Origin of the sequence: Vibrio genomosp. F6 (genome assembly GCF_005146325.1) — a bacterium.
Classification (GTDB): domain Bacteria; phylum Pseudomonadota; class Gammaproteobacteria; order Enterobacterales; family Vibrionaceae; genus Vibrio; species Vibrio cortegadensis.
Window position 1 is genome coordinate 133,967 of sequence record NZ_SYUT01000042.1, and the last position, 26,858, is coordinate 160,824.

Annotated in this window: 18 protein-coding genes and 4 pseudogenes; 11 read left to right on the top strand and 11 right to left on the bottom strand. The window is 42.9% G+C overall.

The window, feature by feature from the left end:
• Window positions 1-128 precede the first annotated feature (128 nt).
• The 3 genes from rbsB (at window position 129) to FCV43_RS16040 (ending at window position 3,181) form a co-directional block, all read left to right on the top strand.
• Entirely contained in the window at window positions 129-1,007 is an 879-nt protein-coding gene (gene rbsB, locus FCV43_RS16030; RefSeq protein WP_017053413.1) for a ribose ABC transporter substrate-binding protein RbsB, read from the top strand.
• Window positions 1,008-1,155: 148 nt separating this feature from the next.
• Entirely contained in the window at window positions 1,156-2,076 is a 921-nt protein-coding gene (rbsK, locus tag FCV43_RS16035; RefSeq protein WP_136995753.1) for a ribokinase, read from the top strand.
• Between the two features lie 97 nt (window positions 2,077-2,173).
• Window positions 2,174-3,181 carry a substrate-binding domain-containing protein gene (locus FCV43_RS16040; protein ID WP_136995754.1) on the top strand — a complete coding sequence of 336 codons (1,008 nt, stop codon included), beginning with the start codon at window positions 2,174-2,176 and terminating at the stop codon, window positions 3,179-3,181.
• Window positions 3,182-3,324: 143 nt separating this feature from the next.
• Here the strand turns inward: FCV43_RS16040 and cra are convergent, their stop codons facing one another.
• Entirely contained in the window at window positions 3,325-4,461 is a 1,137-nt protein-coding gene (gene cra, locus FCV43_RS16045) for a catabolite repressor/activator (RefSeq protein WP_136995755.1), read from the bottom strand.
• A 169-nt stretch (window positions 4,462-4,630) separates the two neighbouring features.
• On the opposite strand from cra, the gene fruB reads away from it, so the two are divergent.
• From fruB to fruA, 3 genes are read left to right on the top strand one after another with little or no spacing between them, the layout of a single operon-like run.
• On the top strand, window positions 4,631-5,782 hold the full coding sequence (gene fruB / locus FCV43_RS16050) for a fused PTS fructose transporter subunit IIA/HPr protein (protein WP_136995756.1): 1,152 nt from the start codon (window positions 4,631-4,633) through the stop codon (window positions 5,780-5,782).
• A gap of 10 nt (window positions 5,783-5,792) precedes the next feature.
• Entirely contained in the window at window positions 5,793-6,788 is a 996-nt protein-coding gene (gene pfkB / locus FCV43_RS16055; RefSeq protein ID WP_136995757.1) for a 1-phosphofructokinase, read from the top strand.
• A 16-nt stretch (window positions 6,789-6,804) separates the two neighbouring features.
• Window positions 6,805-8,562: a PTS fructose transporter subunit IIBC gene (gene fruA / locus FCV43_RS16060; protein ID WP_136995758.1), complete on the top strand. Its 1,758-nt coding sequence runs from the start codon at window positions 6,805-6,807 to the stop codon at window positions 8,560-8,562.
• 238 nt (window positions 8,563-8,800) lie between these two features.
• On the opposite strand, the gene FCV43_RS16065 is transcribed toward fruA, so the two are convergent.
• From FCV43_RS16065 to hisC, 3 genes are all read right to left on the bottom strand, one after another.
• A complete protein-coding gene (locus FCV43_RS16065; protein WP_136995759.1) occupies window positions 8,801-9,814 on the bottom strand; it encodes a S1 family peptidase in 1,014 nt (337 codons plus the stop codon).
• A gap of 296 nt (window positions 9,815-10,110) precedes the next feature.
• Window positions 10,111-10,884: an ABC transporter substrate-binding protein gene (locus FCV43_RS16070; RefSeq protein ID WP_136995760.1), complete on the bottom strand. Its 774-nt coding sequence runs from the start codon at window positions 10,882-10,884 to the stop codon at window positions 10,111-10,113.
• 44 nt (window positions 10,885-10,928) lie between these two features.
• Window positions 10,929-11,999: a histidinol-phosphate transaminase gene (hisC, locus tag FCV43_RS16075; protein WP_136995761.1), complete on the bottom strand. Its 1,071-nt coding sequence runs from the start codon at window positions 11,997-11,999 to the stop codon at window positions 10,929-10,931.
• A gap of 179 nt (window positions 12,000-12,178) precedes the next feature.
• On the opposite strand from hisC, the gene FCV43_RS16080 reads away from it, so the two are divergent.
• Complete coding sequence (locus tag FCV43_RS16080) at window positions 12,179-13,054, top strand: LysR substrate-binding domain-containing protein (protein ID WP_136995762.1); 876 nt, start codon at window positions 12,179-12,181, stop codon at window positions 13,052-13,054.
• Window positions 13,055-13,103: 49 nt separating this feature from the next.
• Here the strand turns inward: FCV43_RS16080 and norW are convergent.
• Window positions 13,104-14,238, bottom strand: a pseudogene (gene norW, locus FCV43_RS16085) (NADH:flavorubredoxin reductase NorW).
• Window positions 14,238-14,429, bottom strand: a pseudogene (locus FCV43_RS20865) (rubredoxin); the annotation flags it as partial. The pseudogenes norW and FCV43_RS20865, both read right to left, overlap by 1 nt.
• A gap of 231 nt (window positions 14,430-14,660) precedes the next feature.
• On the opposite strand from FCV43_RS20865, the pseudogene FCV43_RS16095 reads away from it, so the two are divergent.
• Window positions 14,661-15,344, top strand: a pseudogene (locus tag FCV43_RS16095) (sigma 54-interacting transcriptional regulator); the annotation flags it as partial.
• Window positions 15,345-15,487: 143 nt separating this feature from the next.
• Here FCV43_RS16095 and gcvT read toward each other — a convergent pair.
• Both gcvT and FCV43_RS16105 read right to left on the bottom strand, forming a co-directional pair.
• Window positions 15,488-16,621, bottom strand: a complete 1,134-nt coding sequence (gcvT, locus tag FCV43_RS16100; RefSeq protein ID WP_017053427.1) for a glycine cleavage system aminomethyltransferase GcvT — start codon at window positions 16,619-16,621, stop codon at window positions 15,488-15,490.
• A 380-nt stretch (window positions 16,622-17,001) separates the two neighbouring features.
• The gene (locus tag FCV43_RS16105) at window positions 17,002-17,625 is read right to left on the bottom strand and encodes a helix-turn-helix domain-containing protein (RefSeq protein ID WP_113797785.1); all 624 of its coding nucleotides are present in this window, start codon (window positions 17,623-17,625) and stop codon (window positions 17,002-17,004) included.
• Between the two features lie 382 nt (window positions 17,626-18,007).
• Between FCV43_RS16105 and FCV43_RS16110 the strand changes: the two genes are divergently transcribed.
• The 3 genes from FCV43_RS16110 to gcvP all read left to right on the top strand — a co-directional run bounded on the left by FCV43_RS16110 (window position 18,008) and on the right by gcvP (window position 22,813).
• Window positions 18,008-19,303 carry a serine hydroxymethyltransferase gene (locus FCV43_RS16110; protein WP_017053429.1) on the top strand — a complete coding sequence of 432 codons (1,296 nt, stop codon included), beginning with the start codon at window positions 18,008-18,010 and terminating at the stop codon, window positions 19,301-19,303.
• 62 nt (window positions 19,304-19,365) lie between these two features.
• Window positions 19,366-19,746 carry a glycine cleavage system protein GcvH gene (gene gcvH / locus FCV43_RS16115; RefSeq protein ID WP_113797783.1) on the top strand — a complete coding sequence of 127 codons (381 nt, stop codon included), beginning with the start codon at window positions 19,366-19,368 and terminating at the stop codon, window positions 19,744-19,746.
• Window positions 19,747-19,921: 175 nt separating this feature from the next.
• Window positions 19,922-22,813 (top strand): aminomethyl-transferring glycine dehydrogenase, encoded by a 2,892-nt coding sequence (gene gcvP / locus FCV43_RS16120; RefSeq protein ID WP_136995764.1) that lies wholly within the window; start codon window positions 19,922-19,924, stop codon window positions 22,811-22,813.
• A gap of 481 nt (window positions 22,814-23,294) precedes the next feature.
• Here gcvP and FCV43_RS20790 read toward each other — a convergent pair whose 3' ends face one another.
• The 3 genes and pseudogenes from FCV43_RS20790 to FCV43_RS16130 form a co-directional block, all read right to left on the bottom strand.
• Complete coding sequence (locus FCV43_RS20790) at window positions 23,295-24,482, bottom strand: AAA family ATPase (protein WP_276607072.1); 1,188 nt, start codon at window positions 24,480-24,482, stop codon at window positions 23,295-23,297.
• A complete protein-coding gene (locus FCV43_RS20795) occupies window positions 24,479-25,450 on the bottom strand; it encodes an AAA family ATPase (RefSeq protein WP_276607073.1) in 972 nt (323 codons plus the stop codon). Before FCV43_RS20795 ends, FCV43_RS20790 begins: the two co-directional genes overlap by 4 nt.
• A 202-nt stretch (window positions 25,451-25,652) precedes the next feature.
• Window positions 25,653-26,247: pseudogene (locus FCV43_RS16130) on the bottom strand (tyrosine-type recombinase/integrase).
• Window positions 26,248-26,858 lie beyond the last annotated feature (611 nt).

Genomic DNA, 26,858 nt, shown 5'->3' on the forward strand with positions numbered 1-26,858 from the left:
ATAAATGGTTCTTTTCTAACGAGAAAGATTGAAGTTACTCGTTAGAAAGCAGGCAACACTCTTGATAACATAACGACGATAACGAACTGGGTTTAACCTAGATCACCCCTACTACAAGGATTTTAACGATGAATAAATTAGCTACTCTAATTTCAGCCGCTGTTCTTTCTGCTTCTGTTAGTGCAACAGCACAAGCTCAAGATACTATGGCAATCGTACTTTCGACGCTAAACAACCCTTTCTTCGTAACAATGAAAGATGGAGCTGAAGCAAAAGCAGAAGAGCTAGGCTACAACCTTATTGTTCTGGATTCGCAAAATGACCCAAGTAAAGAGCTTTCAAACATTGAAGATTTGACGGTTCGTGGCGTGAAGGCAATCCTGATTAACCCAACGGATTCAGACGCCGTATCTAACGCGATTCGTATGGCTAACCGCTCTAAGATCCCTGTATTGACTCTTGACCGTGGTGCAAGCCGTGGTGATGTCGTGAGTCACATCGCTTCTGATAATGTTATCGGTGGTGAAATGGCGGGACACTTCATCATGGAAAAAGTAGGTGAAAAAGCGAAAGTCATTCAATTAGAAGGTATTGCTGGTACTTCTGCGGCTCGTGAACGTGGTGAAGGTTTCATGAACTCAGTTAAAGGTAGCCATATGGAGCTACTTGCAAGCCAGCCAGCTGATTTTGACCGCACTAAAGGTCTGAACGTGATGGAAAACTTACTTGCAGCAAACCCAGATGTTCAAGCCGTTTTCGCTCAAAATGATGAAATGGCATTAGGTGCGGTTCGCGCGGTTCAAGCGTCGGGTAAAGATGTGATGATCGTCGGTTTTGACGGCACCGATGACGGGATTGCAGCGGTAAATCGCGGCATTCTAGCAGCAACAGTTGCTCAACAGCCTGACATGATTGGTTCTTTAGGTATTGAGATTGCAGATAAAATCCTAAAAGGCGAAAAAGTAGAAGCGTACATCCCAGTACCTCTAAAAATTATCGCTAAATAATCATTAACGCATCCATTAGCATTTTCGCTAATCGAAAATAGTGAGGGGAAATGTCCCCTCATTTTTCAGAGTTGATTGGTGTGACACTTAGCTGGCTAGGCTGCACACCAATAAACTTTTCCATACGATATATCTCAAGGTTCGTATTATGAATAAACTCGTTGTTTTAGGTAGTGTTAACGCCGACCATGTCCTTCAAGTTCCATCTTTCCCTCGTCCTGGTGAAACTCTTGTTGGTGCTAATTACCAAGTAATCCCAGGTGGAAAAGGGGCAAATCAAGCCGTCGCAGCAGCGCGTTTAAACGCAGATATCGGATTCATTAGCTGCGTTGGAGATGACTCATTTGGCATCAAGATTCGAAATGAATTTGCCAATGATGGTATTAACATTGATGGCGTGATCGTGGCTGATAATACGCCAACCGGTATTGCGATGATTCAAGTATCAGCGGCAGGCGAAAATAGCATCTGCTTATCTCCAGAAGCCAACGATAAACTCACAGTAGATCAAATTGCGCAACACTCAGAAAGCATTCGCAATGCTAAATATCTACTGACTCAACTGGAGACTCCAATTGAAGGCATTGAATATGCGATTGAGATTGCCAAACAAAACAAGACAAACGTGATACTCAACCCCGCTCCTGCTCAGCCTCTTTCGGACAAGCTGTTATCGTGTATCGATGTGATCACGCCTAACGAAACGGAAGCTGAAGTACTAACAGGCATTACCGTTACCGACAATGAATCAGCACAGCTTGCCGCCAATGCGCTGCATTTAAAAGGCATTGAAATTGTGATGATCACACTTGGCGCAAAAGGCGTTTGGTTAAGTCAAAATGGACGCGGTGAATTGATCTCGGGATTCAAAGTAAAAGCGACAGACACCACAGCTGCTGGAGATACCTTTAATGGTGCATTAGTGACTGGTTTAATTGAAGAAATGTCTTTAGAATCAGCGATCAAATTTGCACACGCTGCAGCGGCTATTTCTGTCACTCGCTTTGGTGCACAAACCTCTATACCCAATAGAGAAGAGACAGACATTTTCTTAAAAGCGCAAGGGTAATATAACCACTGCTTCACTGTTTACTCCCTTCAATGAGCAACTCTTATTTTACGCTCATTGAACAGAGCTTTAGACATACATTTACAAGGATCGATTCATGGCAACAATGAAAGATGTAGCAAAACTGGCCGGGGTATCTTCTTCTACCGTCAGTCATGTCGTCAATCGCTCTCGCTTTGTCAGTGACGAAATCGCTGAACGCGTCAACAATGCCGTCAAAGAACTCAATTACGCCCCTTCAGCCCTAGCGCGTAGTTTAAAAGTAAAATGTACAAAAACCGTTGGCATGCTAGTCACAACCTCCACCAATCCATTTTTTGGTGAAGTCGTAAAAGGCGTTGAACGTCGCTGTTACGAAAAAGGCTACAACCTAATTTTATGCAATACAGAAGGTGATGACGAACGAATGAAAGCATCCATTGATACGCTGCTGCAAAAGCGTGTTGACGGGCTGATGCTGATGTGTTCAACCCTTGAAGGTCAACAAATTGATGTATTTAGCCGCTATCCTGATTTACCAGTGGTGGTGATGGACTGGGGCGAGATATCATTTGCGAGTGACAAAATTCAAGATAATTCTCATCAAGGGGGCTATCTAGCCACTCAGCATTTAATCAAGCAGGGTCACCGTCAAATAGGGTGTATCACTGGACCACTTTTTCGCAGCCAAGCATTGTCACGCTATCAAGGTTTTCAGCAAGCAATGGCCGAAGCTGAAATAGAGGTGAACCCTGATTGGATAGTAGAATCCAACTTCGAATGCGATGGCGGTTTTGATGCTTTTCACCATTTACAAGCAAACGGGCCGCTGCCAAGTGCCATATTCGTTGGTAATGATATGATGGCGATGGGCTTGATTAATGCCGCATCTGAGGCCAATGTTCGCATTCCCAATGATCTTTCAATCATTGGCTATGATGACATTCGCCTTGCAAAATACATGACTCCGTCACTCACAACTATCCACCAGCCTAAATATCGATTAGGCCAATCAGCGGTTGATGCCCTGCTCTATCGCCTAGAAAACCCCGATGACGAACCACAGATAGTGCAATTGGATCCGAGTTTGGTTGAGCGTAAAAGCGTGAAAAATGTGAACGCCTAACCAAAATTTATCGACACATATTGCTCACATCACTTCGGATAACAAAACCTCTAACCATTCACCAGCTTTGATTAGAGGTTATTGTACTAACACACCTACTTTCGCACTATATTATTGGCGCGAATGATTATTAGCGCGAATGATTATCGGCGGACGATGATCTCTCGCGGCACCAATTCTACCCCTGCTTGGTAACGTTTCGCAGATGCATTAAGAGCAAGGGCTAAAGCGCTGTCTGCAATCACTTCAAACTGCTGAGGCAAAGAATTTATTTTGGTCGGTAGAAAATCCAATAAGCGATTATCACCAAATGTCGCAAGTTTGATCTTTTTCATTAAATCTGGGTGTTCTAGCAAAACATCGAGCATCCCTTCTAGTAAGGTATAAGATGTCGCGACAATCGCATCAGGAATTTCTCCTCTCTTCACCCACTCATTCAACACGCTCTTACCAGCCTCACGATTGAAGTGTTCTCCATAACCAATTTGAGCTACTTTTGACTGAGCTTTCAATGCTGACTCAAAACCTTGTTGACGCTCACGAGAGATATTCAAATCTGGTAAAGCTCCAATCAACCCAACGGTTTCTACTTCATCGGTTAACAGCGAGTGTGTTAATTCAAACGCAGCACCGAAATCTTCACTGATCACACAGCAAAAGTGTTCGTCATCTAATGGACGGTCAATCGCAATGACGGGCGTACCTGAGTTTTGCAGTTTGAGATAAAACGCGTTGGCGTCAGGTATCGCACTGGCCACAAATAGCGCATCGATTCGACGACTAACCAAAGCTTCTGCCACTTTCATTTCCGTTTCAGGCTCATCATCTGAGCAACCAATCAAAATTTGGTAGCCCGCTTTACGCGAATTTTGCTCCAATAGTTTGGCTAAACGAGCGTAACTGGTGTTCTCCAGATCCGGAATAATCAAACCAAAAGAACGGCTATTACCCGCACGCAGAGACGATGCGGCATGATCAGGGCGATAGTTATGCTCCTCGACAACGGCCATGACTTTCTTCTGTGTTTTTTCACTGATCCGGTACTTTTGAGCTTTCCCATTAATCACATAACTTGCTGTCGTTTTCGATACACCTGCCAGCTTTGATATTTCATCCAGTGTCATATGGATAACCCTTATTCTGTGCGACGGATCATATAAATTAAGATCCGATCTTTTGATAAGTTGAATTATACGCTGAATCGATTCAGTATAAAAGCTGAAAGGATTCAGCAAAAGCCAAAATGATTTTTCAAACACAGTCTTTGTAAGATCATCCATACGGTTAACAGCATTATGCTTATTTCGATAAAAAGCGTTTGCTGAATTTTTTTAAAATTTTTGCTGAAACGATTCAGCTAAAGTTAAGCAAACATCAATCAGTCGTCTGTTTAACGTTGCGAACATCGTTGAAACTAAAACTAATACAGCGGAAACGCTAAGAGGCCACATGTTGAAATTAACAAGCCAAGACATCACCCTTCTTCAATCTGCTCCTGATAAGTTGACGGCGATTGATGCGATTGCCGCTGATTTAACCTCGAAAGGTTTCGTCGCAGACGGCTACATTGACGGTATGATCAATCGAGAAAAACAAAATTCAACCTTCCTCGGAAACGGCATTGCAATTCCACACGGCACAACGGATACCCGAGATTTAGTCAAACAAACTGGCATTACCGTCCACCATTTTCCTCAAGGTGTTCAATGGGGAGACAACAACACCGTTTATGTTGCTATCGGTATCGCGGCCAAATCTGACGAACACTTGGAAATTCTCAAGCAACTGACCAAAGTGCTGTCCGATGAGGGTATCGAAGAATGTCTAAGATTAGCGAATACAAAAGATGAGATTATTGCCATCCTCAATGGTCAAGCTCAGCTAAATGCCGATTTTGATGCGTCGTTGATTCAGCGCCTTTTTCCAGCAAGCGATATGATTCAAATGAGCGCGGTAGCAGGTGGTTTACTCAGTAATACTGGTTGTGCTGAATCTGAATTTGTTGCGGAACTTGTCACGAAAAAGCCGACACATTTAGGAAAAGGCTTATGGCTTGTGAGCAGTGATAAAGCCGTAAAACGCACAGGTATCTCATTTGTCACCACCGCGAATGATTGCAACTACCAAGGTGAGCCAGTTAAAGGGTTAATCGCCATCGCCGCTTGTAATCATGCCCACAAAAATGCCCTCAACACAATCGGACAACTGGTGTTCAATCAGCAGCAAGAGACATTACTCAATGCTGATACACCACAACTGTTAACCATCTTCAACAACAACGAAGTTGATACATCAACGGAAGACGAACCATCAAGTCTCCCTAGTGATAACACTGGCATATTCAAAATTAAAAATGTCCATGGTTTACATGCTAGACCGGGCGCCATGCTTGTTGCTGAAGCGAAGCGGTTTGAATCAACTATCAAAGTTGCCAACCTCAATGGCGATTCAAAACCTGTCAACGCAAAAAGCTTAATGAAAGTCATTGCGATGGGTGTTCGACACGGCCATGAACTTCAATTTACTGCGGAAGGTGCGGATGCGCCTCAAGCCATAGAAGCCATTGGCCAAGCGATTTCTGCTGGTCTTGGTGAAGGTTAAGGGGCCACAAATGACAAACTCAATTCAGGGAAACTCAACTCGAACCCCAGAGAAGCAAACCAAGGTTGTGACGATCACGCTTAACCCAGCACTCGATTTAACGGGAAGCCTCAACACTTTCAATCTTGGCTCCGTTAGCCTTGTCAATCAAAGCTCGCTTCATGCAGCCGGCAAGGGCGTAAATGTAGCAAAAGTATTAAGTGAGCTTGGAGCAAAAGTCACCGTCACAGGCTTTCTAGGCAGAGATAACGAAGAGTTGTTTTGCCAACTGTTTAACGACATCGGTGCAAAGGATCAATTTATTCGTGTGAATGGAGCGACTCGAATTAACGTTAAGTTGGTTGAACAAAGTGGTGGTGTCAGCGACATCAATTTCCCAGGCGTCACCGTTACTTCTAACGACATAAAACAGTTTGAACAGACACTATTTGGCCTTGCCGACGATCACGAATACTTTGTGATTGCAGGCAGTCTACCCAATGGGATCTCACCAGAACTTTGCGCATCTTGGATTAAACAGCTTCACCAAATGGGTAAAAAAGTTCTATTTGATAGCAGCCGTGATGCTCTCGCAGCGGGTTTAAATGCACAGCCTTGGTTGATTAAACCTAACGATGAAGAGCTTTCTCAATTCGTCGGGCGAGATCTAAAGACACCACTTCAATGTCAGCAGGCCGCGTCAGAGTTAGCACAAAAAGGAATCGATAACATTGTGGTTTCGATGGGTGCGGAAGGCGTGATGTGGTTGAACCAAGGTGAATGGCTACGTTCTTACCCACCCCAAATGAAGGTTGTAAGTACCGTTGGCGCTGGCGATACGCTCGTTGCAGGACTTTGCTGGGGCCACATGCAAGCCATGAACAAAGATGAATTACTCATTTTTTCTACCGCTTTATCTGCACTAGCCGTTTCGCAGGTCGGCGTGGGAATAAAGAGCCAACAAGAGCTCGACAATACACAGAAACAAATCAAACTTGAATCGCTTAGCCTCGCGGCGAGCCAATAAGACAAAGGTCAACATTATGAATATTTCTATTATTACCGCTTGTCCGAGCGGTGTAGCAAACAGCATTATTGCCGCTGGCTTATTAGAACAGGCGGCTAAAGCACTGAACTGGAACCCAACAGTCGAGTGTCAATCCACTGTTATGCCTACAGAAGCGCTAACCGACAACCAAATCGCCACGGCTGATGTTGTGGTTATCGCGGCTAACACACCTGTAGATACCTCTCGCTTTGTTGGTAAGAAAGTTTATCAAGCTGAGATTTCTCAATGCACTTCAGATCCAAAATCTTTTTTGCAAAATGCCGTCAATCAAGCCGAAGTATTAACCGAAGCCACTACTCTGCCGACATCTACATCTGTTGAATCTGAAACTGCATTGAATAGCAACCAAAAGAAAATTGTCGCAATCACAGCATGCCCAACAGGTGTTGCCCACACATTCATGGCAGCAGAAGCATTAGAAAATGAAGGGACACGCTTAGGCCATCATGTCAAAGTCGAAACCCGTGGTTCGGTTGGCGCTAAAAACCAACTGACTGCTCAAGATATTGCAGACGCCGATCTAGTGATTATCGCCGCCGATATTGAAGTACCTCTTGATCGCTTTAACGGTAAACTTTTGTACCGTACAAGTACTGGGCTTGCTCTGAAAAAGACCGAGCAAGAGATCACAAAGGCATTGGCTGAAGCGACCACTTACACCCATAGCGGCAAATCATCTGATAGTTCACAAAATGATGAAAAGAAAGGGATATACAAACACTTAATGACTGGTGTTTCACACATGCTTCCTGTTGTGGTAGCTGGTGGTTTGATTATCGCGCTTTCATTCATTTTTGGTATCGAAGCCTTTAAAGAAGAAGGGACATTGGCCGCTGCACTTATGACCATCGGTGGTGGTTCAGCCTTTGCTCTGATGATTCCGGTATTGGCTGGTTTTATTGCGTTCTCCATTGCAGATCGCCCAGGTTTAGCTCCGGGTTTAATTGGTGGCATGTTAGCAAGCTCAACTGGTGCGGGCTTCTTAGGTGGCATCGCAGCCGGTTTTATCGCGGGTTACTTAGCGAAGTTCATAGCCGATAAAGTCTCTCTTCCACAATCAATGGAAGCGCTTAAACCTATTCTTATCATTCCGTTTATTGCAAGTTTGTTCACTGGCCTTGTGATGATTTACATCGTCGGTGGCCCAGTATCAAGCATCATGTCTGCTATGACGGACTTCCTCAATAACATGGGAACATCAAACGCGGTTTTACTCGGCATTATTCTTGGTGCCATGATGTGTTTCGACCTTGGTGGTCCAGTCAATAAAGCGGCTTATACGTTTGGTGTTGGCTTATTGGCTTCACAAACTTATGCACCAATGGCAGCGATTATGGCGGCAGGTATGGTTCCAGCATTAGGTATGGGCCTTGCGACATTCCTTGTAAAAGAGAAATTTGAAGCCGGTGAACGTGAAGCAGGAAAAGCCTCTTTCGTGCTTGGTTTATGTTTCATCTCTGAAGGTGCGATTCCATTTGCAGCCAAAGACCCAATGCGCGTCATTCCTGCATGCATGGCTGGCGGTGCGTTAACAGGTGCTCTGTCTATGTTATTTGGCGCACAATTAATGGCTCCACATGGCGGGTTGTTCGTCCTACTCATCCCAGGTGCTATTTCACCAGTTCTGATGTATTTAGTGGCCATTGCAGCAGGTACAGCCGTAACAGGGTTTGGTTACGCATTCCTAAAAAGCAGAGCTGACAGTAAAGAGAAGTCTATCTCCGCAGCATAAAGAGTAAACTTCAGAATTCATTATGCCCTCCCCCGTAGGCATTAACACCTCCCGAATTGTGGAGGTGTTTTTTTATCTCTCGATCTATAAATAAGCCAGCTATGAATAAGGCTGTATCAATGTCTTCCTAGCTTTAAAGTTTTTAAAACTCAAACTCACAAGCAACAAAAAAGCCTGCGGCAATAATGCAGCAGGCTTTAAATGTTATTTCAGACCAATTTGATTAAGGTCGATATATTTATCGTTGTTGTTTTCTAAACAGTCCAATGAAGCCAAGTGCGAACACACTCCATAGAGGTAAGCTCCCACCACCGCCACCAGAGCCTGAACTTGCTGTCGAAAGGCCACCTGAATCAGCAAAGGTTTGACGCTGAGTATCAGTCGCGACAAATTTTGGAGTCTCATTGCCACTAACGACACTATCGATCCAACCTTTATAATCGGTGATTTCAGTAAATACTGACGTAACATTTGCAGTTGGATCGCCACAAGTCGTTGGTCCAAAGCTGGTTAAACCCACTTGTTTATAAGTGCCTCCATCATTCCAATACACTGGCCCACCAGAATCGCCTTGGCAAGTTGCATTAGAAAGGCCAGTCGAAGCACTAAAATCGCCATCAAAACAGATCTGCTTCTCTGTCAGTGAAGAACCTGCGTAGAAGACATTAGCACAGGTAGCATTAACCACGTAATCGAGATCGGTTTTCAATAAGTTTGTATTGCCATCGACGCCAGATCTTATATTGCCATGCCCTACTGCGACAAACTCACTTGATGACGAACGATAATTTTCATTCGTCGCAAACTTGGCAATATCATTGACAGTGTCAATATTCAGAGATGACTCTAACTTAAGTATCGCCACATCATTTGGTAGCAGAACATTAGTACTATTGACGTAATCGGAACGGTAATAAACTTCACTAACCCGCGATTTTTGAATAGAGCCTAATGGGAAGTCGCTCTCGTTTTGCAACTGAGGCACCACAACCGTAAAGAGTTGCGCTAATTCACTACCATAAATACAGTGTGCAGCTGTTAAAATATATCGGTCAGATAATATTGTGGCCCCACAGTAACTCCCTGATGAGTAATTGCCTCCAAAATCAGTTGCATCAATGAACAAACTCGCCATTGATGGAAATGTATCTACCGACGCAGACGTTCCGTTAACGATATATGGTTGTACTTCTACATCCGCCATACTGACTGCCGAACAACACGCTAAAGCGAGAAGTGTCCATTGTTTCATTTCATCATTCCTTCTTATTGTCTGAAACGATAATACCTTTTTACATAAATGATATGAATCGATTTTACAAAATCATCAAGATTTTCGAGGCGGAGCACATATTATGCGCAACATAAGTATTTTTAAATGAACCAATTATCGAAAATTCGTTAATGTCTAATTAATCAATAGGTTATAGTTCACACTAATCTCTATCAAAAATTCAATCGCAGTTAAAGATTAGCCCCATAAAAAGCAAAAAACCAATCCCGCTGAGATTGGTTTCCTTTACCACTTACCATACAGCAAACGATGATTTACAAGTCAGCACCATAAATATCAAATGTGAAATATTTATTGGCAATTTTATCGTAGGTGCCATTGGCTCGAATCTTCATAATTGCGTTGTTAAATTTTTCAGCCAACGCTTTATCTTTAAGCCTTAACGCTAAAGCGGTTCCTTCCCCGATATAAGCTTTATCAGTGACCGCTTTCCCTTTAAATTCAAACCCTTTTCCCTGCTCTTTCTCTAAAAAAGCGAGAGCTAATTGATCGGAATTGCCAAAAGTTGCATCCAAGCGTCCACTTGCAAGATCTAAATACACTTCATCTTGTCCTGTATAACGCTTAATTTTTGCAACATCATCAAATTTATCAGTCACATAGCGATCATGAATAGTACCTTGCTGAACACCGATGGTTTTTCCTGTCAAACCTTGCGAATCAATTGAGAACGACTCCGTCGAACTGGCCACAAAACGAGCAGGGGTTTGGTAATATTTATCCGTAAACAAGACTTTGCGTTTACGTTCATCGGTGATGCGCATCGACGCCATAATCACATCCGATTTACGAGCCAATAAACTTGGAATCAATGCATCCCAACTTTGAGATACCCAGACACACTCAAGCTTTGCTTCTGAACACAAAGCATCAGCAATTTCGATATCAAATCCGACTGGCGTACCTTCGCTGTTTTTGTAATTAAAAGGTGGATAAGTAAAGTCTGATGCTAAGCGTATCTCTTTTGCTTGAACCGCTGAACAGAGTATTGCCGCTGCACATGTAAGACCTAGAGCAAGTTTCTTCATTAGAAATTCCTTTTATAATGACTATTCTATCTACTGATTACTGATTACTGATTACTGACGTGATTTTGTAGTACCTTGAGCACTTCGGCCATGCTTTCTTTGGTGCCTATAGTGATACGAATACAGTTCCTAAGTGCGGGTTCATGCCCTTGATTTCGGGTCACAATGCCATTGCTTAACAAGAGGTTAAATAAATCAAATGATTCTGATACTCGAAGCAATACAAAGTTCGTTGAAGAAGGGTAGATCTTCTCTATGCATTCAAACTTTTCGAGTTCTTTAATAAACCACGTTTTAACATCAATCAATTCATTCGTTGAGGTTGCAATGGTTTCTAAACCCTCCTGAGATAACGCTTGCAAGACGATTTCGGCTACACAATCTGGCATAGGGTACGGTGGGATAAGCTTTGCCACATATTCCATGACGCTTTTATCCGCGAGAATGAACCCACAGCGCACCGCCGCAAGACCAAACGCTTTTGATAACGTTCGAATAACCACAAGATTTGGATACTGTTCGATAAGAGAAACCACGCTGGTTTTCATTTCAAACTCGATGTACGCCTCATCTACCACGACAATCGCATGCTGTTGAGTCGCGTCGAGTACTCGAATGATCTCTTCTTTCGGGATCACGTTACCTGTTGGATTATTCGGTGAACACAAAAATACAAGGTTGGCGTTATGTGATTGCTCAATCACGGCTTCTACGTTTAAATTGAAGCTATCAAGTAGAGGAACTTGAATCGTCTCTATCGCTAATGCATCAGCACAGAACTCATACATCGCGTAAGTCGGCGGGCAGATCAAAACTCTGTCTCTTCCGGGCTGACAAAAAGTTCGGATCAGTAAATCAATGGCTTCATCCGCACCTCGAACAGCCACTGTCGGGCTATCTATCTGACAATATGATTGGTAGGCAGCAGCAATATCATGAGGAAGAAAATCAGGATAGCGATTGTAAGCTTGCACTGACGAACCATACTGTATTGGCATTTCAAGTTCATTGGCATTTAGCCAAATACGGCCAGCGCCACCAATACGTCTAGCAGATTGATAAGGTATTAATTTTTTTACCGCCTCCGGTACTAAGCAAGATGCTAATGATGACAATACAAATCCCTCTACATAAATATTTAATCACTTATTGAGATTTTTCACTCAATAAAAAGGTCCATTACTTACTAAAAATGCACACTAACGATTCCATCACGCTATTCAAACAAATAGACATTGATATTTGAATCGAAAAAAACACATACTAGCCATGCATTTTTTTAATGGCTTACTTTATGAATAAACCACTTCCCTCGACGAAAACACTGCAATCTTTTCTTGCGACCGCTCATCACCTTAACTTGACTCATGCCGCCAAGGAGATGAATTTAACACAAGGCGCAATCAGTCGGCAGATTCAAAGTTTGGAGCAGCATGTAGGCATTGATCTTTTTTATCGTCATGCAAGAGGATTATCCCTCACACCTAAGGGGGTTGAGTTGGTTCCGTTAATTGAAGAGGCCATCTCACAGCTCAAAAGTGCACTCTCTCAAGTATCGACCTCCCCAGATCACATTAAATTAAATGCTCCTAGCTGCATTACGTCATGGCTACTTCCAAGACTAATGAGCTTTCAACAAGCCTTTCCGGACATTGATGTTGAATTAACGTCGACGATCAAACATCAGTTCGAACCGAATTTCGATCCTTTCGATGCTGTGATTGTTTTTGGTCAGCCTCCTAGACAGAAAGCACTACAGAGTGATCTATTATTCGAAGAAAAACTCACGCCTATCTGCCGACCTGAACTCATGACAGAGATTGAGCAGAAGAAGGCGTTCACCCCAGAAGATTTCACTCAATTTACTTGGTTGCACGCCAATGCCGCTCAAAGTGACTGGGCAATCTGGTTGAACCATGTCGGCAAAACTAATTTACAGAGTAAGCAGAACCAACACTTTGCGACGCTAGATCAAGCAATGAATGCAGCAGTTCAAGGGTTTGGAATAGCAGTAGGTGATATCACTTTAGCGGAGCAAGATTTATTACTGGGAAGAGTCATTTCACCTCATCCACAAACGGTGTTGTCGGGAAATGGGTATTTTCTCATTCAACCAAAAAACAGACAGAATCATTCACTGTCAATGTTGGTGGATTGGCTGCTGAAATAGAGGGCGAAAGTGGCACCATAACTCATTCGTTATGATGCCGTCTTTTATCTTATAAAGCTCTTAATAGGGTAAAGGCTTGTGTTACCTTCTGTTCAGTCACAACAAAACCTATTAGCGTTTCCTTTTCATCAAAGGCTTTTGCGATGATCCCCGTAGCATCAATGTCCATATTCCAGCGGGTGACTTGTTTACTATCGGTAATACCTGCAACTTGAATGGGGTAACTCGGCGTTTTCACTTTAATCATCATCGACGGTAAATTCACAGCACTAGGACTACCAAGCAATGTTTTCGCTAGCGCCGTTGCACTCATCAATGTCGGCTGTAAATACGCCCTAACCTGACCATCAAGCTCAGCACAATCACCTAATGCATAAATGTTCGGCTGAGGTTTGTAACTGCGTATTGACACAGATCCCGCGATTTACAGCTAATCCACTCTTTTCAGCCAAGGCAACGTTGGGTGTTAAGCCAGCACAAACCATCACACTGTCAGCTTCAACCTTACTGCCATCATTTAGTTGCGCTGTGATTATTTCCTCACGCTCATTAAGTTCAGTAACCGTGACTTCTGTATGAACAACAATTTGATTGCGCTTTAATGCTTGAGTCAATTTGTCCGCAACATACTCAGGTAACAGGTTTTGCATTAAGGTCGTATTAGGTTCGACCAAAGTCACTTTTTTACCTGAATTCGCCAAATCTAGTGCTAATTCAACTCCAATCAAGCCGCCACCAATTAACAGCATATGCTTAGAGGTTGTTATGTCTGCTTGGTAGCGCTCAAATTCCTTCAAGCTATTCAACGTCATAATTCGGTTATTGATGCTTCCAGCAAAAGAAGGGACAAATGGTGTTGCTCCCGTCGCGAAAACCAGCGACGAATAACTGTATTTTTTCTCATTGGAAGTCACAGTTTGCGCTTCAGCATCAACAGATGTCACCTGATGATTGGTTAGAAGCTCAACATGATACTGCTGTGCGAACGCTTCCGATTTCAATGTGATGACATCACTAACTTGCTGCTGTTTAGAAAATACATGGCTTAAATCCGGCTTATTATAATCATGTCCATCATCGGCAGTGATCACGCGAATTGAGACACTATTATCTTGGCGACGGATCGACTTCACCAGTTGATAAGCAGCAAAACCACTGCCAATAATGGTTATCGGAGCTGTCATTATGCGACCTCGGAACGTTGGTGAGGAACAAAGACATCTTTGCCTAAATTACACTCAGGGCAAAGGAAGTAATCTGGAACGGCATCCCACGCGGTTCCTGGCTCAACACCCTGATTCACTTCGCCAATGGCTGGGTCATATACCCAGTTACACACCGTACAAATCATGCATTGGCAGTCATCACCGTGTGCATCGTTAGATTTCGGGTCAATATGCTCAACCGTGTTTTCAACGCTTGTATTGACGGTCTTATTAGATGCAGGTAGCTCTGCGGCAGCTAAACCTGAATTGGATTTGGTTTCAGCATTCAATGGAACGGCGGCTAAATCATGTAATGCCCACTGTTTGGCAATTTGTTGTCCATGTTCACGGCAAATTCGCATCGCTTTACCATCTGGTCGCCACTTCGTTTTTAAGCTAATCGCGCTTTGCAATATGGGGATATACAGCGTGTCGGTGATGACAGCCACATCAAAGTTGATGTTCGCATTGTTGCCGCGACTAACCGGATCATGCATGAAGAGGTAAAAACAGGTCAGTTCAGAGCCGATTTATACCACCGATTGAGCGTTTTCCCAATATTCGTTCCACCACTTCGCAAGCGCGATAAAGATGTCATTTTACTTGCTGGCTTTTTTGCAGAACGCTGCCAACATAAACTGAATATTGCCAGTATCAACCTTTCCGCTCCAGTACTTGCGCTTTTGCTGCAAAGCCGCTGGTTAGGTAATGTTCGTGAGCTAGAACATGCAATCAATCGCGCGGCGGTTTTAGCAAGAGCAGAATCAAATAGTGCTCACCTCACACTGCAACCCCATCACTTCCAAATGAGTAATGAACCAGACAGGTTATTGGATATTGACACTCACCTAAATGCCAGTAGTTCCAATGGGCAGCAATCTCACTCTGACAACGATCTTACTAACCTGCACAACTTTGAGCATTTACAAGACTTAGAGCTAAAACGCGCGACAGAGCAGTTTCAAACTCAGTTTATTCAGCACGCCTATTTAGAAAACGAACAAAACCTCAGTGCGACAGCCAAACAGCTTGGACTTAACCCCGGGAACCTGCATCGATTAATGAAGCGACTCGGATTGAAATAGCGTAGCGCCTAAACGTTTACCCTAAACCAAAAGAACCCAGCCATCGCTGAGTTCTTTTCTATTTGTTGCTTAGAGCATTTCGAATTCTAACAAGCGAATGCCTTGCTTTTAGCTTTTAGCTTTTAGCTTTTAGCTTTTAGCTTTTAGCCACGGTAGTAACGTTGTGGAACGAATGGCATTTTTTCTACTGTCATTGGGAGTTTTTTACCACGAACGTCAGCAAAAATTTCAGTCCCAATCACCGCTAAATCTGTGCGTACATAAGCCATTGATACAGGTTTACCCGCATTCGGCCCTGCCGTTCCGCTGGTTACGACACCCACTTGATTGCCTTCCGCATCAAATAGTTCAGCGCCTTCACGCACAGGCGCTTTCGTTTGACCAACCAGACCAACACGCTTACGCTTCACATCTTTCGTGATCAGCTGATCCAGAATAATATCGGCACCAGGGAAACCACCAGCACGTTCGCCATCAGTACGACGAACCTTTTGAATACCCCAAAGCAAGCTTGCTTCAACAGGTGTGGTAGTCGTATCTAAATCGTGACCGTATAGGCAAAGACCACACTCTAAACGTAGAGAATCACGCGCACCAAGACCAATCCATTCAACTTCAGTTTCCGCTGTTAATTTACGAGCGAGAGCATCTGCATGATCATTAGGAACCGAAATTTCATAGCCATCTTCACCCGTGTAACCACTGCGGCTCACGATGCATTCCACGCCATCAATGTCTAATTTTTGCACATCCATGAACAGCATATCAGCGACAGCTGGTTGAAAACGAGCAAGCACTTCTGCGGCTTTTGGCCCTTGCAGCGCAAGTAGCGCACGATCGTCAATCACTTCAAGCTCAACATCCGTTGGGAGGTGAGCAATCAGGTGGTCGATATCTTGTGCTTTGCACGCGGCATTAACAACAACGAATAGGTGATCGCCAAGGTTAGCCACCATCAAATCATCCATAATACCGCCTTGCTCATTAGTAAAGAACGCGTAACGCTGCTTACCTGATGGCAAATCAATAATGTCCACTGGAACCAAAGACTCAAGAACTTTTGCTGCGTTCGCACCATGGAGACGAAGTTGACCCATATGAGAAACATCAAACAGACCCGCAGCATCACGACAATGTAAATGCTCTTTCTTCACGCCAAGCGGGTATTGCACTGGCATATCATAGCCAGCAAACGGCACCATTTTCGCGCCAACTTCTACGTGCAAAGCGTGTAAAGGGGTTTTCAGCATTTCTTGATTAACGTTTTCTTGAGTCATTTTATTTCTCCATTAAGCCAGACCCAGCAAATTCGAGTATGTAGCTTGTGATCTTAACTAAGCCGAACTTCTCTTGAGCGCAGCCTAATCAGCAAGTGATGAAAAAATGAATAATGAGTTTGACGCTTGCCAGCCTCATCAATCAAAAGTTTCTCTTAAGTAAACTATGTTCACTATAGTAAACAAGCATGGCTGTTTTTACACCTTTAACAAGATTAAAACAGCTAAAAATGTGACATTTAACAGTTTTATTACATTCAAAATTCAGCCTGAAAGCGAGATAAAATCACTTCCAAGCATTAAAACAGTATCTATTTCAGCTAGATACAGACAAAAGCAAACGGTTGCATCCACTATAAGAAAATTCACCTTTTATCGAATTACTTTGCTGTTACCCACAAAATATGCGCATCTTCATCACTCGTAGAGATCAACATATGCCCCATATTTGCGTCGTAATAAACGCTGTCCCCTTCACTTAATTCGACAGGTTCATAAAACTCAGAATAAAACATCACATTGCCAGAAAGAATAAGCAGGAACTCTTCCCCATCGTGTCGAACCCAGTCCCCATATTCATCAAACGAACGGGCATGAACACGACTCTTGAACGGCATCATTTTTTTATTAGAAAGTTGCGTCGCAAGCAGTTCATGTTCATATGTCGGCGTAGGGTGTGATTTACCTAAACCTGACTTGGTAATATCGCGACGCCCTGTTGCCACCTTTTTCCTTGGTGGTTCAAATAGTTGAGGCATATCTATTTGTAAACCAAGAGCCAATTTTTGCATCGCCTGAAACGTAGGCGAAATCTGTTCATTTTCAATTTTGCTCAAGGTTGAACGCGCTAAACCTGTACGCTGACTGGCCTCTTCTAATGTTATACCTAACTTGCTACGAACCTCTTTAATTCGTTGTCCCAATTTTAATGGTTCTATATTTTGATCTTGGGATTCCTTCGCCAAGGTCAGGGACGGGTATTCGTCATAGATATCTTCCGACATATTTCCCTCTATATTTTAGTGCTTCCTGTCTAATTATCATTGTTGCACGAAGCTCTTTATTGATTAAAGGGCATACAGGCAAATAAAGCGTGCTCCCTGTAGCAAAAACAGAAACTCTGTTTCCTATAGGAAATTTTTGATTGATTATTGGCGCAACGAAAGTTATGTTATCGACTTGTTAGATGAAGAGATGCTATTTCAAGTTTGGATAAATTGACTTATTAACATTTACACCAAGCTGATTTTTACCCATTTGGGACACTATATTCGCACTGCAATGGCCCTACACTTTACGTTACAACCAATGCAGACACATACGAAAGACCAGATGAACGAACAACAATAATTCAAGTTCATCAGCTAATTTGGAAGGTCATCTACAATGAATAACACTTATCAGAATCACAGCTTAGAAAGTTTTTTCTCAACGAACCTTGCTGCTACAGACGACGCTGTTTTTGCGGGAATCCAAGCTGAAAATGCTCGCCAAAATGAACAGATCGAATTAATCGCTTCAGAAAACATTGTTTCTAAAGCCGTTATGCAAGCTCAAGGCACATGTTTAACCAACAAATATGCTGAAGGTTATCCTGGTCGTCGTTATTACGGTGGTTGCGAACATGTAGATACTGTTGAAGCTATCGCTATCGAACGTGCGAAAAAACTTTTTAATTGTGAATACGCAAACGTTCAACCTCACTCTGGCGCACAAGCCAATGGTGCAGTAAAACTTGCGTTACTCACACCTGGAGACACTATCTTAGGAATGTCTCTGGATGCTGGCGGCCACTTAACTCATGGTGCTCGCCCTGCTCTTTCTGGTAAGTGGTTCAACGCGGTTCAATACGGCGTAGATAAAGAGACATTAGAAATCGATTACGATGCCGTTCTTGAACTGGCTAAAGAGCATCAACCTAAGATGATCATTGCGGGTGGTTCTGCGATTCCACGCGTTATCGATTTTGCTAAATTCCGTGAAATTGCCGATGAAGTAGGCGCAATTTTGATGGTCGATATGGCACACATTGCAGGCCTTATCGCAACAGGCGCACACCCTAGCCCACTACCACACGCTCACGTTGTAACCACAACAACACACAAAACACTGCGTGGCCCTCGTGGCGGTATGATTCTGACTAACCACGAAGACATCAACAAAAAAATCAACTCAGCGGTATTCCCTGGCCTTCAAGGTGGCCCACTGATGCACGTTATCGCATCGAAAGCCGTCGCATTTGGTGAAGCCCTTGGTCCTGAGTTCAGCACATATATCGATTCAGTGATCGAGAACGCAAAAGTTCTTGCTGAAGTGTTGCAAACTCGCGGTTGTGACATCGTGACTGGCGGAACTGACACACACCTAATGCTGGTTGACCTTCGCCCTAAAGGCTTAAAAGGCAACAAGACAGAAGAAGCTTTAGAACGTGCAGGGATCACATGTAACAAAAATGGAATTCCATTCGATACAGAAAAACCTATGATTACATCTGGCATCCGATTGGGTACACCAGCTGGCACTAGCCGTGGTTTCGGCAGTGAAGAATTCAAACTCATCGGAGAGTGGATTGGTGACGTTCTGGATGGACTTGTAGAACACCCTGAAGGTAACGCAGAAGTAGAACAGCGCGTTCGCAAACAAGTGAAAGAGCTCTGTAACCGATTCCCTCTATACCGTTAATACATTTAAATTTAATGACTAACTGGATATAAATCCGAACATAACTTTTTTGGAGATTAGCAATGGACAACACACTGAAGTTTGCAGAAAGCCACGAATGGGTAAAAGACAACGGTGACGGTACTGTAACTATTGGTATTTCAGAGCACGCTCAAGAAATGCTAGGTGACGTAGTATTCGTAGACCTGCCAGAAGAAGGTGACGAAGTTGAAGCAGGTGAAAGCTTTTCACTTGTTGAATCTGTAAAAGCGGCGTCGGACATCTACGCACCTGTTACTGGTGAAATTGTTGAAATCAACGAAGAACTTGAAGACAGCCCAGAGCTAATCAACGAAGAGTCTTATGAAGGGGGTTGGATTGTTAAAGTGAAGCTTGCTGATGCATCTGAACTAGACAATCTAAAAGGTGCGGAAGAGTACCTTGCTAGCATTGAAGAAGATTAATTAGCGCAACATATTAAAGAGTAACCGCTCTATCAAAGCTGCTCTTTCGAGGGCAGCTTAATTTTAGGAACGCATACTTTAGATACAAGGAACGTTTAAGAGTCGTTCTCTTAATCGCATTTCTAAAGATTGAGTGTGAAATATTTGTTTGACCAGCCAAGAGAAGATTATTGCCATGACTCAGCCACATAGCCAATTGCTTACCGACTTAGGTACTCAAAACGAATTTGTTGCCCGCCATAACGGCCCGAACAAATCAGATCAGCAAAAAATGTTAGATATGATCAACGCCACAAGCCTTGAATCACTTATCGATGAAACAGTTCCTGCTCAAATTCGTCTAGAAAAACCAATGTCCCTTGCCGCGCCTCAAAGCGAATATGACATGCTCGTCACATTGAAGCAGTTTGCCAATCAAAACCAAATCAAACGCACTTTCATTGGCCAAGGTTACTACAACACATTTACTCCTAACGTTATTCTGCGTAACGTTCTGGAAAATCCAGGCTGGTACACTGCGTACACACCTTACCAACCTGAAATATCTCAAGGTCGCCTAGAAGCGCTGCTTAATTACCAACAAATGGTAATGGATTTAACAGGCATGGACATCGCAAACGCCTCTCTGCTTGATGAAGCAACAGCCGCAGGCGAAGCGATGACGCTATGTAAACGTGCAGGCAAAAGTAAGAGCAAAGTCTTCTTCGTAGCAGACGATGTTCACCCACAAACACTAGAAGTTGTAAAAACTCGTGCTGAGTTCATCGGCTTTGAAGTGATGGTTGGCGCACTTGAAACACTCGCAGAGCAAGACGTATTTGGTGCCTTGGTTCAATACCCAGGTACAACAGGTGAAGTTCGCGATTTAACCGACATCATCTCTGCCGCTCAAGCAAACAAAATCGTCGTGACGGTTGCGACAGACCTTCTGGCTTCTGCTCTTCTAAAACCTGCGGGTGAAATGGGCGCGGATGTCGTTATCGGTTCTGCTCAACGCTTCGGTGTACCTATGGGTTACGGTGGCCCTCACGCGGCATTCATGGCTACTCGTGAAAAACACAAACGTACTATGCCAGGTCGTGTTATCGGTGTTTCTATCGATACAAAAGGCAACCAAGCACTGCGTATGGCAATGCAAACTCGTGAGCAACATATCCGCCGCGAGAAAGCGACATCAAACATCTGTACTGCTCAAGCTCTGCTGGCAAACATGGCTTCATTCTATGCGGTTTATCATGGCGCAGAAGGCTTACGCACTATCGCTCGCCGCACTCACCACCTAACAGCAATTCTAGCGGCAGGTTTAACAAAATCTGGATACGAACTGGCTCACAACAGCTTCTTCGACACCATCACTATTAACACTAATACGCCAAACAGTGGCGACAACACGACTTCACTGTTTAATAAAGCACAACAAGCAGATATCAACCTACGCAAACTTGAGAATCAATTAGGCGTAAGTATCGATGAAACAACAACAACCGCTGATATCCAAGATTTGTTTGCCATTTTCGGTGTAGATGAAGACGTCAATGCGCTTTCAACTGAAATTTCAAACAATGAATTTGCAGCGATTCCACAAAGCTGTCGTCGTGAATCTAAGTACCTAACGCACCCAGTGTTTAACACTCACCATAGTGAAACACAGATGATGCGTTACCTGAAAAAGCTTGAGAACAAAGACTTCTCGCTGACTCACGGTATGATTCCACTAGGCAGCTGTACGATGAAGCTTAATGCCGCTGCGGAAATGATTCCGGTAACATGGCCTGAGTTCGGTTCAATCCACCCATTCGCTCCATTAGAGCAAGCAGCAGGTTACACGGCACTCGCAAAAGATCTTAAAGAGAAGCTATGTGAAATCACTGGCTATGATGATTTCTCACTGCAACCTAACTCAGGTGCTTCAGGTGAATACGCAGGTTTAATCGCGATTCAACGTTACCACGCAAGCCGTGGCGAAGGTCATCGTAATGTATGTTTGATCCCAAGCTCTGCACACGGTACGAACCCTGCAACGGCATCTATGGTTTCAATGAAAGTTGTTGTAACTAAGTGTGATGAAGATGGCAACATCGACATGGCTGATTTGGCTGCTAAAATCGAAAAGCACAGAGACAACCTAGCAAGCATCATGATCACCTACCCTTCTACACACGGTGTGTACGAAGAACAAGTGAAAGAAGTATGTGAAATGGTTCACGAAGCTGGCGGCCAAGTTTACCTTGATGGCGCGAACATGAACGCTCAAGTGGGTCTAACTAGCCCGGGCTTCATCGGCTCTGATGTTTCGCACCTTAACTTACACAAAACGTTCTGTATTCCACATGGTGGCGGCGGCCCAGGTATGGGTCCAATCGGTGTTAAATCTCACCTAGCTCCTTTCCTTCCTGGTCATATCGAAAATGGCGTTGAAGGCAGCGACTATGCCGTATCCGCAGCCGATTTAGGCAGTGCTTCTATTCTTCCTATCTCTTGGGCATACATTGCAATGATGGGTGAACCGGGCCTAACGGACGCAACGAAAGTCGCCATTCTAAATGCTAACTACGTGATGGAACGTTTACGTCCTCACTACCCTGTTCTTTACCGCGGTACAAACGGCCGTGTTGCTCACGAATGCATTATCGATATTCGTCCACTTAAAGAAGAGACAGGCATTAGCGAAGAAGACATTGCAAAACGTCTAATGGATTACGGTTTCCACGCGCCAACTATGTCGTTCCCTGTTGCGGGTACTTTGATGGTTGAGCCAACTGAATCGGAAGATTTAGAAGAGCTAAACCGTTTCTGTGAAGCGATGATTGCGATTCGTGAAGAGATGGCAGCAGTGAAAAATGGCGAGTGGCCACTAGACAATAACCCACTGGTGAATGCACCTCATACTCAAGCGGATCTAATGTCTGTAGAGTGGGATCACCCATACTCACGTGAACTGGCTTGCTTCCCATCAAATGCAGCGAAAGATGCGAAATACTGGCCAACCGTGAATCGCGTCGATAACGTATATGGCGACCGTAACTTAATTTGTAGCTGCCCAAGTATCGACAACTACGAAGATTAAAAAACAAGTGTCCCAGAGTATTCTAATTTTAGACAAAGTATTCTAATTTTAGACAAAGTATTCTAATTTTAGACAAAGTATTCTAATTTTAGACAAAGTGCCTAGTTTGGGTGAGATCTGAGCTTGGTGTATTTAAAAATCAGACAAACTTCGGTTTGTCTGATTTTTTATTGCGAGTCGCTAATCCATAAGCCCAACCAATAAGGCTTTGAAACAAGCTTTGTCTAAATTTTGTGGCTCATTCGTGCCAAAGGTATTCACTGTGAATTAAAAAACACTCGGTGAATTGGAGCACGACAAATTCCTAACTGTTTACAAATTTCAGACCGATCACAAATTTCAGACCGTTCGGTCTAGCACAAGTTTGGACAGTTCCGTGATCGCGATTTTACTAAATTAGTAATTCGCAAATTACTTTATGTATTGAAAATCGCTTAATTCACTGTCTATTTTCAATTGTTAAGATCACTATTTAACGTATCTATATCTGAGACATTTTTTGATGGTGTTCAGGATAACCCGTGATTTCGAATAGTAACCTCAAACCTTCTCTAAACGCCCCATAATCAAACTCTTTAAAATCAATAATATTCTGACCAAGTGAGTGTGATTCTCGGTTTATATATCGAATGAAAGCTTGATACTTCACGTCTTGAAGTTCGTGTTTTTGCATTACGTTACTCAAGTCTGATTTCTGCACAAAGTTGAAGAAGTATTCAACTACGTTCCTCATACAGTTTGCAATCAAAGCAGCTGGTTGATCCTTGTCATTAATAACAGACCAGTAAGATTGATAGTCATTCTGTATTTCTTCATACTTCATCGTTTCAATCGTTGTACCTTTCGTATTTTTAGATAACCGATACAGAGATTGGTTTTCTTTTCTTCGCTTGTGATTTGAATCAACAAGTTCATAAAAAAAGTAAAGACTATGCGTGAGAACAAAAACTTGCTCAGCCTCATCACCATTGAAGAAATCGTTTTTAATTAGTTGTCCGATATTGTAAACAAAGATATGAGACAAGCTTGAAACTGGATCGTCAATTACCGCAATCTTTTTAACGTGTGCCTCATCAGCCGTTTGTTTACCTTTAAACAATTCTCGGAAGTACAAAAAGCTAATAATCATCTTTTCGCCCTCAGATAACGACAAGAAGATAGGTCCCTCTGTTCCAGTCCTTACAAGGCGATATAGGTCTTCTTCGTGCTTCTCAATATGAAAATCAGTAATACCAATATCAATCAGCCCCTTATTGATATTTTCAATAGATTCTTCAATGTTAATTGTTTCTTTTTGCTTCGCTGTTCGTTCAACTTCGAGAGTGGTAATCTCTACATCAACAGCTTTCTTGTCTTCTATTAACTTGGTCGTTTTCTCGCTGTAATCCGCTTTACTTGCTTCATAAGTCTTTATCGTCTGATCGTGTTCCCAACGAATAATTTTCCAAAACTCGTCTTTAATGCGTTTCAATTCTTGCGCTGAATTCGCAATTTTTTGGTTGTGGATACCAATGCTGTCATTCACTGCATCTACATGTTTATTAAATGAGGTAACATGGTCGCAAAGCTCTTCAAACTCTACTTTCAGGCTTGGTGTTTGCTCTTTTTGTTGAACTTTGAGTAAATTAGACTTTAATATTCTAGCAATTGACGCATGAGACTCTGTCATTTCGGCAAGGGAATCGGCAGAAAAGGCGATGTCTTGTAGGTGTCTAAATCAGTAAGAGAATCAACTATCTTTTGGTATTTGGTAAGTATTTTGCTTATGTTCTGCTTACTTTCTTCATATGTCTCATCAAAGTAGTCTTTGATCTGTGCGATTAACTCAGGCGTTATCGTCTTAGACTGGCAAAACGGACAAGTTTCATCTTCAATCTCATCAAGGTACTGTAAACCATGACTAACCCAATCAGAATTTTTCAACTGATTAATCAGTTTTGCGATTGGGCTATCTTCATTACCAATCACTATTTCTTTGAGTAGTTCTAATTCCTCTGGCAAAAGCTCTGACAATGAAATCTTAGGTAAGACGGTGTAAGTAGTGGCTTTATCACCATCAATTGCAGCAACTTCCTCTTTAAGCTGTTCAATCGTTTTAATTGGTTTAACGGCTGGCAAAGGGACAGAAACAAGATGATTGAACAGAACTGTTTTGTTCCCCATTAACCGATCAAGGCAAAATTTCAGAACGCGATCACCACCAGAGTAGTTCGTCTTTATTTCCCAGGCCTTTTTTTCTGCCGTATCTGTCGCTTTCTTCAAAGCTTCACTTTCTTTGTTAATGTCCGCTTGGTAGCCCTTGCTTTTTTCACTCAGTTGATCGATATCTTTCCCAAGCTGCTCTACATTTTCCTTGGCTTCTTTGTTCTCTTTGGATAGGCTAAAAATACCATTAATAGAATCTTTGGAATAAAAGTTATCTCGGATAAACTTCTGATTATAAACAAGAACCTTACATCCATCGTTTGTGTTAGAACAGTCTTTGTATTTAGGGGTGTCTGGTGCATAAAAGTAGTTGGAGAATGTACTTTTACCAGTGCCATTTAAGCCATAAATGATGTTTACTTTTTTATCTGTGTTGAGAATTGTTGCATTTTGATAACTTGCTACGTTACTAAGGTTTATTTGTGTAATCATATACTGCCGATACCAACTGGAAATTGAAATTATTAGTTATGCTGATTTGAAATAGCCATTGAAGTGCCACCAATATCATATCCTCTTTTAGAATGAGAAAAAGTATGTCAAATCACGGCTCGGCAAGACGGTGGATTAATTAGGTATAACTTAAAAAGGAACACAGGCTTCTCAGAGGTATGAAAAACCTGTATCAGTCCTTCTAGCAGTCAGTTTGCTCTGAGAGCCTCAGAGCGTCTTCCAGTTCAACGCCTAGGTATCGAATAGTGTTATCTAGTTTCGAATGGCCAAGTATGATTTGCACCGCCCTTATATTTTTCGTTCTAGCTAGATCAGAGTAGCTTTAGTACGGCGCATAGAGTGCGTGCCGTAATAATCTGCATTCAAACCAAGCTTTGCGGCCCAGTTTCTGATAATCGTACGATAAAAGGAGTAGCTGATGGGTTGGCCTTTACGACGACAACTTGGAAATAGAAAACTATTTGCCTCTAGGTGCGCTGAGTAGACCCACCGACTGATACTCTGTTGTGTTCTCGGAGTAATTTCGTAATGCACATCAGTACCTGTCTTTTGCTGAATGCATTGAACCTTCTCATAGATCACTCCTTGCGAGGAAACATCATATACATGCAGCTTTAGCAGATCACTCGCCCTTAACTTGCTATCAATAGCTAGGTTTAATAGTGCAGCTGCATTAAATCGTTTTCAAGCTCTAGCCTAGCTCTAATTCGCCAAATCTCTTCCAGCTTGAATGGTCTTTTAATGCCACTGCATTTTCCCGAAGCTAACTTTCTCATATTGACCTCCTTCTCAAAGTTGTTGGTCAACATAGAATCTGGCGATCAAATAGAACTGTTCCAGCCGCGATAACGTCCGGTCAGCATGAACCGAAACATTTGTGGACAGATTTTTTCAATCTGATATCTCGTGCAGTTTATCTTTGAGTTCGGTAAGTTTTCCTTGCACCGCCTCAAGCTCTGGACGAAAAAGTGCATCGTCAATGTCATGTGATATTGCATGCCATTTGCTTGTAAAGGTCCTAAGTTCGGCCTCTAGAACGTTATTGACCAGTGCAAAGTAATTCCGACAATTAGGTCCATGTTCTTTCGCGATACAACGATGAATGGAAAATAGTGAGGCAAGGCTTTCCAACGCACTGTCGGTCTTACCGTTTTGTAAAGTCTTTGTTGCGATCCTAGTATCCAACTCTATATACATTGCCCAAGCAGCATGTCGATCTGCCTGTGATCCGCACCAGAAGTTTTGGACACTGAGTTAAGTGAGTACAATCACTAACGAGGTGAACAATGACAACTAAGAAAACACGAATCAAACATGCTCCTGAATTTAAAGCCGAAGCGCTTAAGTTAGCAGAGAAAGTCGGTGTCGCTGCTGCCGCACGACAGCT

Bases quoted from the DNA above. Each gene is read 5' to 3' on its own strand.
- rbsB (WP_017053413.1), top strand. From the start codon at position 129: ATGAATAAATTAGCTACTCTAATTTCAGCCGCTGTTCTTTCTGCTTCT.
- rbsK (WP_136995753.1), top strand. From the start codon at position 1,156: ATGAATAAACTCGTTGTTTTAGGTAGTGTTAACGCCGACCATGTCCTT.
- FCV43_RS16040 (WP_136995754.1), top strand. From the start codon at position 2,174: ATGGCAACAATGAAAGATGTAGCAAAACTGGCCGGGGTATCTTCTTCT.
- cra (WP_136995755.1), bottom strand. From the start codon at position 4,461: ATGGATGATCTTACAAAGACTGTGTTTGAAAAATCATTTTGGCTTTTG.
- fruB (WP_136995756.1), top strand. From the start codon at position 4,631: ATGTTGAAATTAACAAGCCAAGACATCACCCTTCTTCAATCTGCTCCT.
- pfkB (WP_136995757.1), top strand. From the start codon at position 5,793: ATGACAAACTCAATTCAGGGAAACTCAACTCGAACCCCAGAGAAGCAA.
- fruA (WP_136995758.1), top strand. From the start codon at position 6,805: ATGAATATTTCTATTATTACCGCTTGTCCGAGCGGTGTAGCAAACAGC.
- FCV43_RS16065 (WP_136995759.1), bottom strand. From the start codon at position 9,814: ATGAAACAATGGACACTTCTCGCTTTAGCGTGTTGTTCGGCAGTCAGT.
- FCV43_RS16070 (WP_136995760.1), bottom strand. From the start codon at position 10,884: ATGAAGAAACTTGCTCTAGGTCTTACATGTGCAGCGGCAATACTCTGT.
- FCV43_RS16080 (WP_136995762.1), top strand. From the start codon at position 12,179: ATGAATAAACCACTTCCCTCGACGAAAACACTGCAATCTTTTCTTGCG.
- gcvT (WP_017053427.1), bottom strand. From the start codon at position 16,621: ATGACTCAAGAAAACGTTAATCAAGAAATGCTGAAAACCCCTTTACAC.
- FCV43_RS16105 (WP_113797785.1), bottom strand. From the start codon at position 17,625: ATGTCGGAAGATATCTATGACGAATACCCGTCCCTGACCTTGGCGAAG.
- FCV43_RS16110 (WP_017053429.1), top strand. From the start codon at position 18,008: ATGAATAACACTTATCAGAATCACAGCTTAGAAAGTTTTTTCTCAACG.
- gcvH (WP_113797783.1), top strand. From the start codon at position 19,366: ATGGACAACACACTGAAGTTTGCAGAAAGCCACGAATGGGTAAAAGAC.
- gcvP (WP_136995764.1), top strand. From the start codon at position 19,922: ATGACTCAGCCACATAGCCAATTGCTTACCGACTTAGGTACTCAAAAC.
- FCV43_RS20790 (WP_276607072.1), bottom strand. From the start codon at position 24,482: ATGACAGAGTCTCATGCGTCAATTGCTAGAATATTAAAGTCTAATTTA.
- FCV43_RS20795 (WP_276607073.1), bottom strand. From the start codon at position 25,450: ATGATTACACAAATAAACCTTAGTAACGTAGCAAGTTATCAAAATGCA.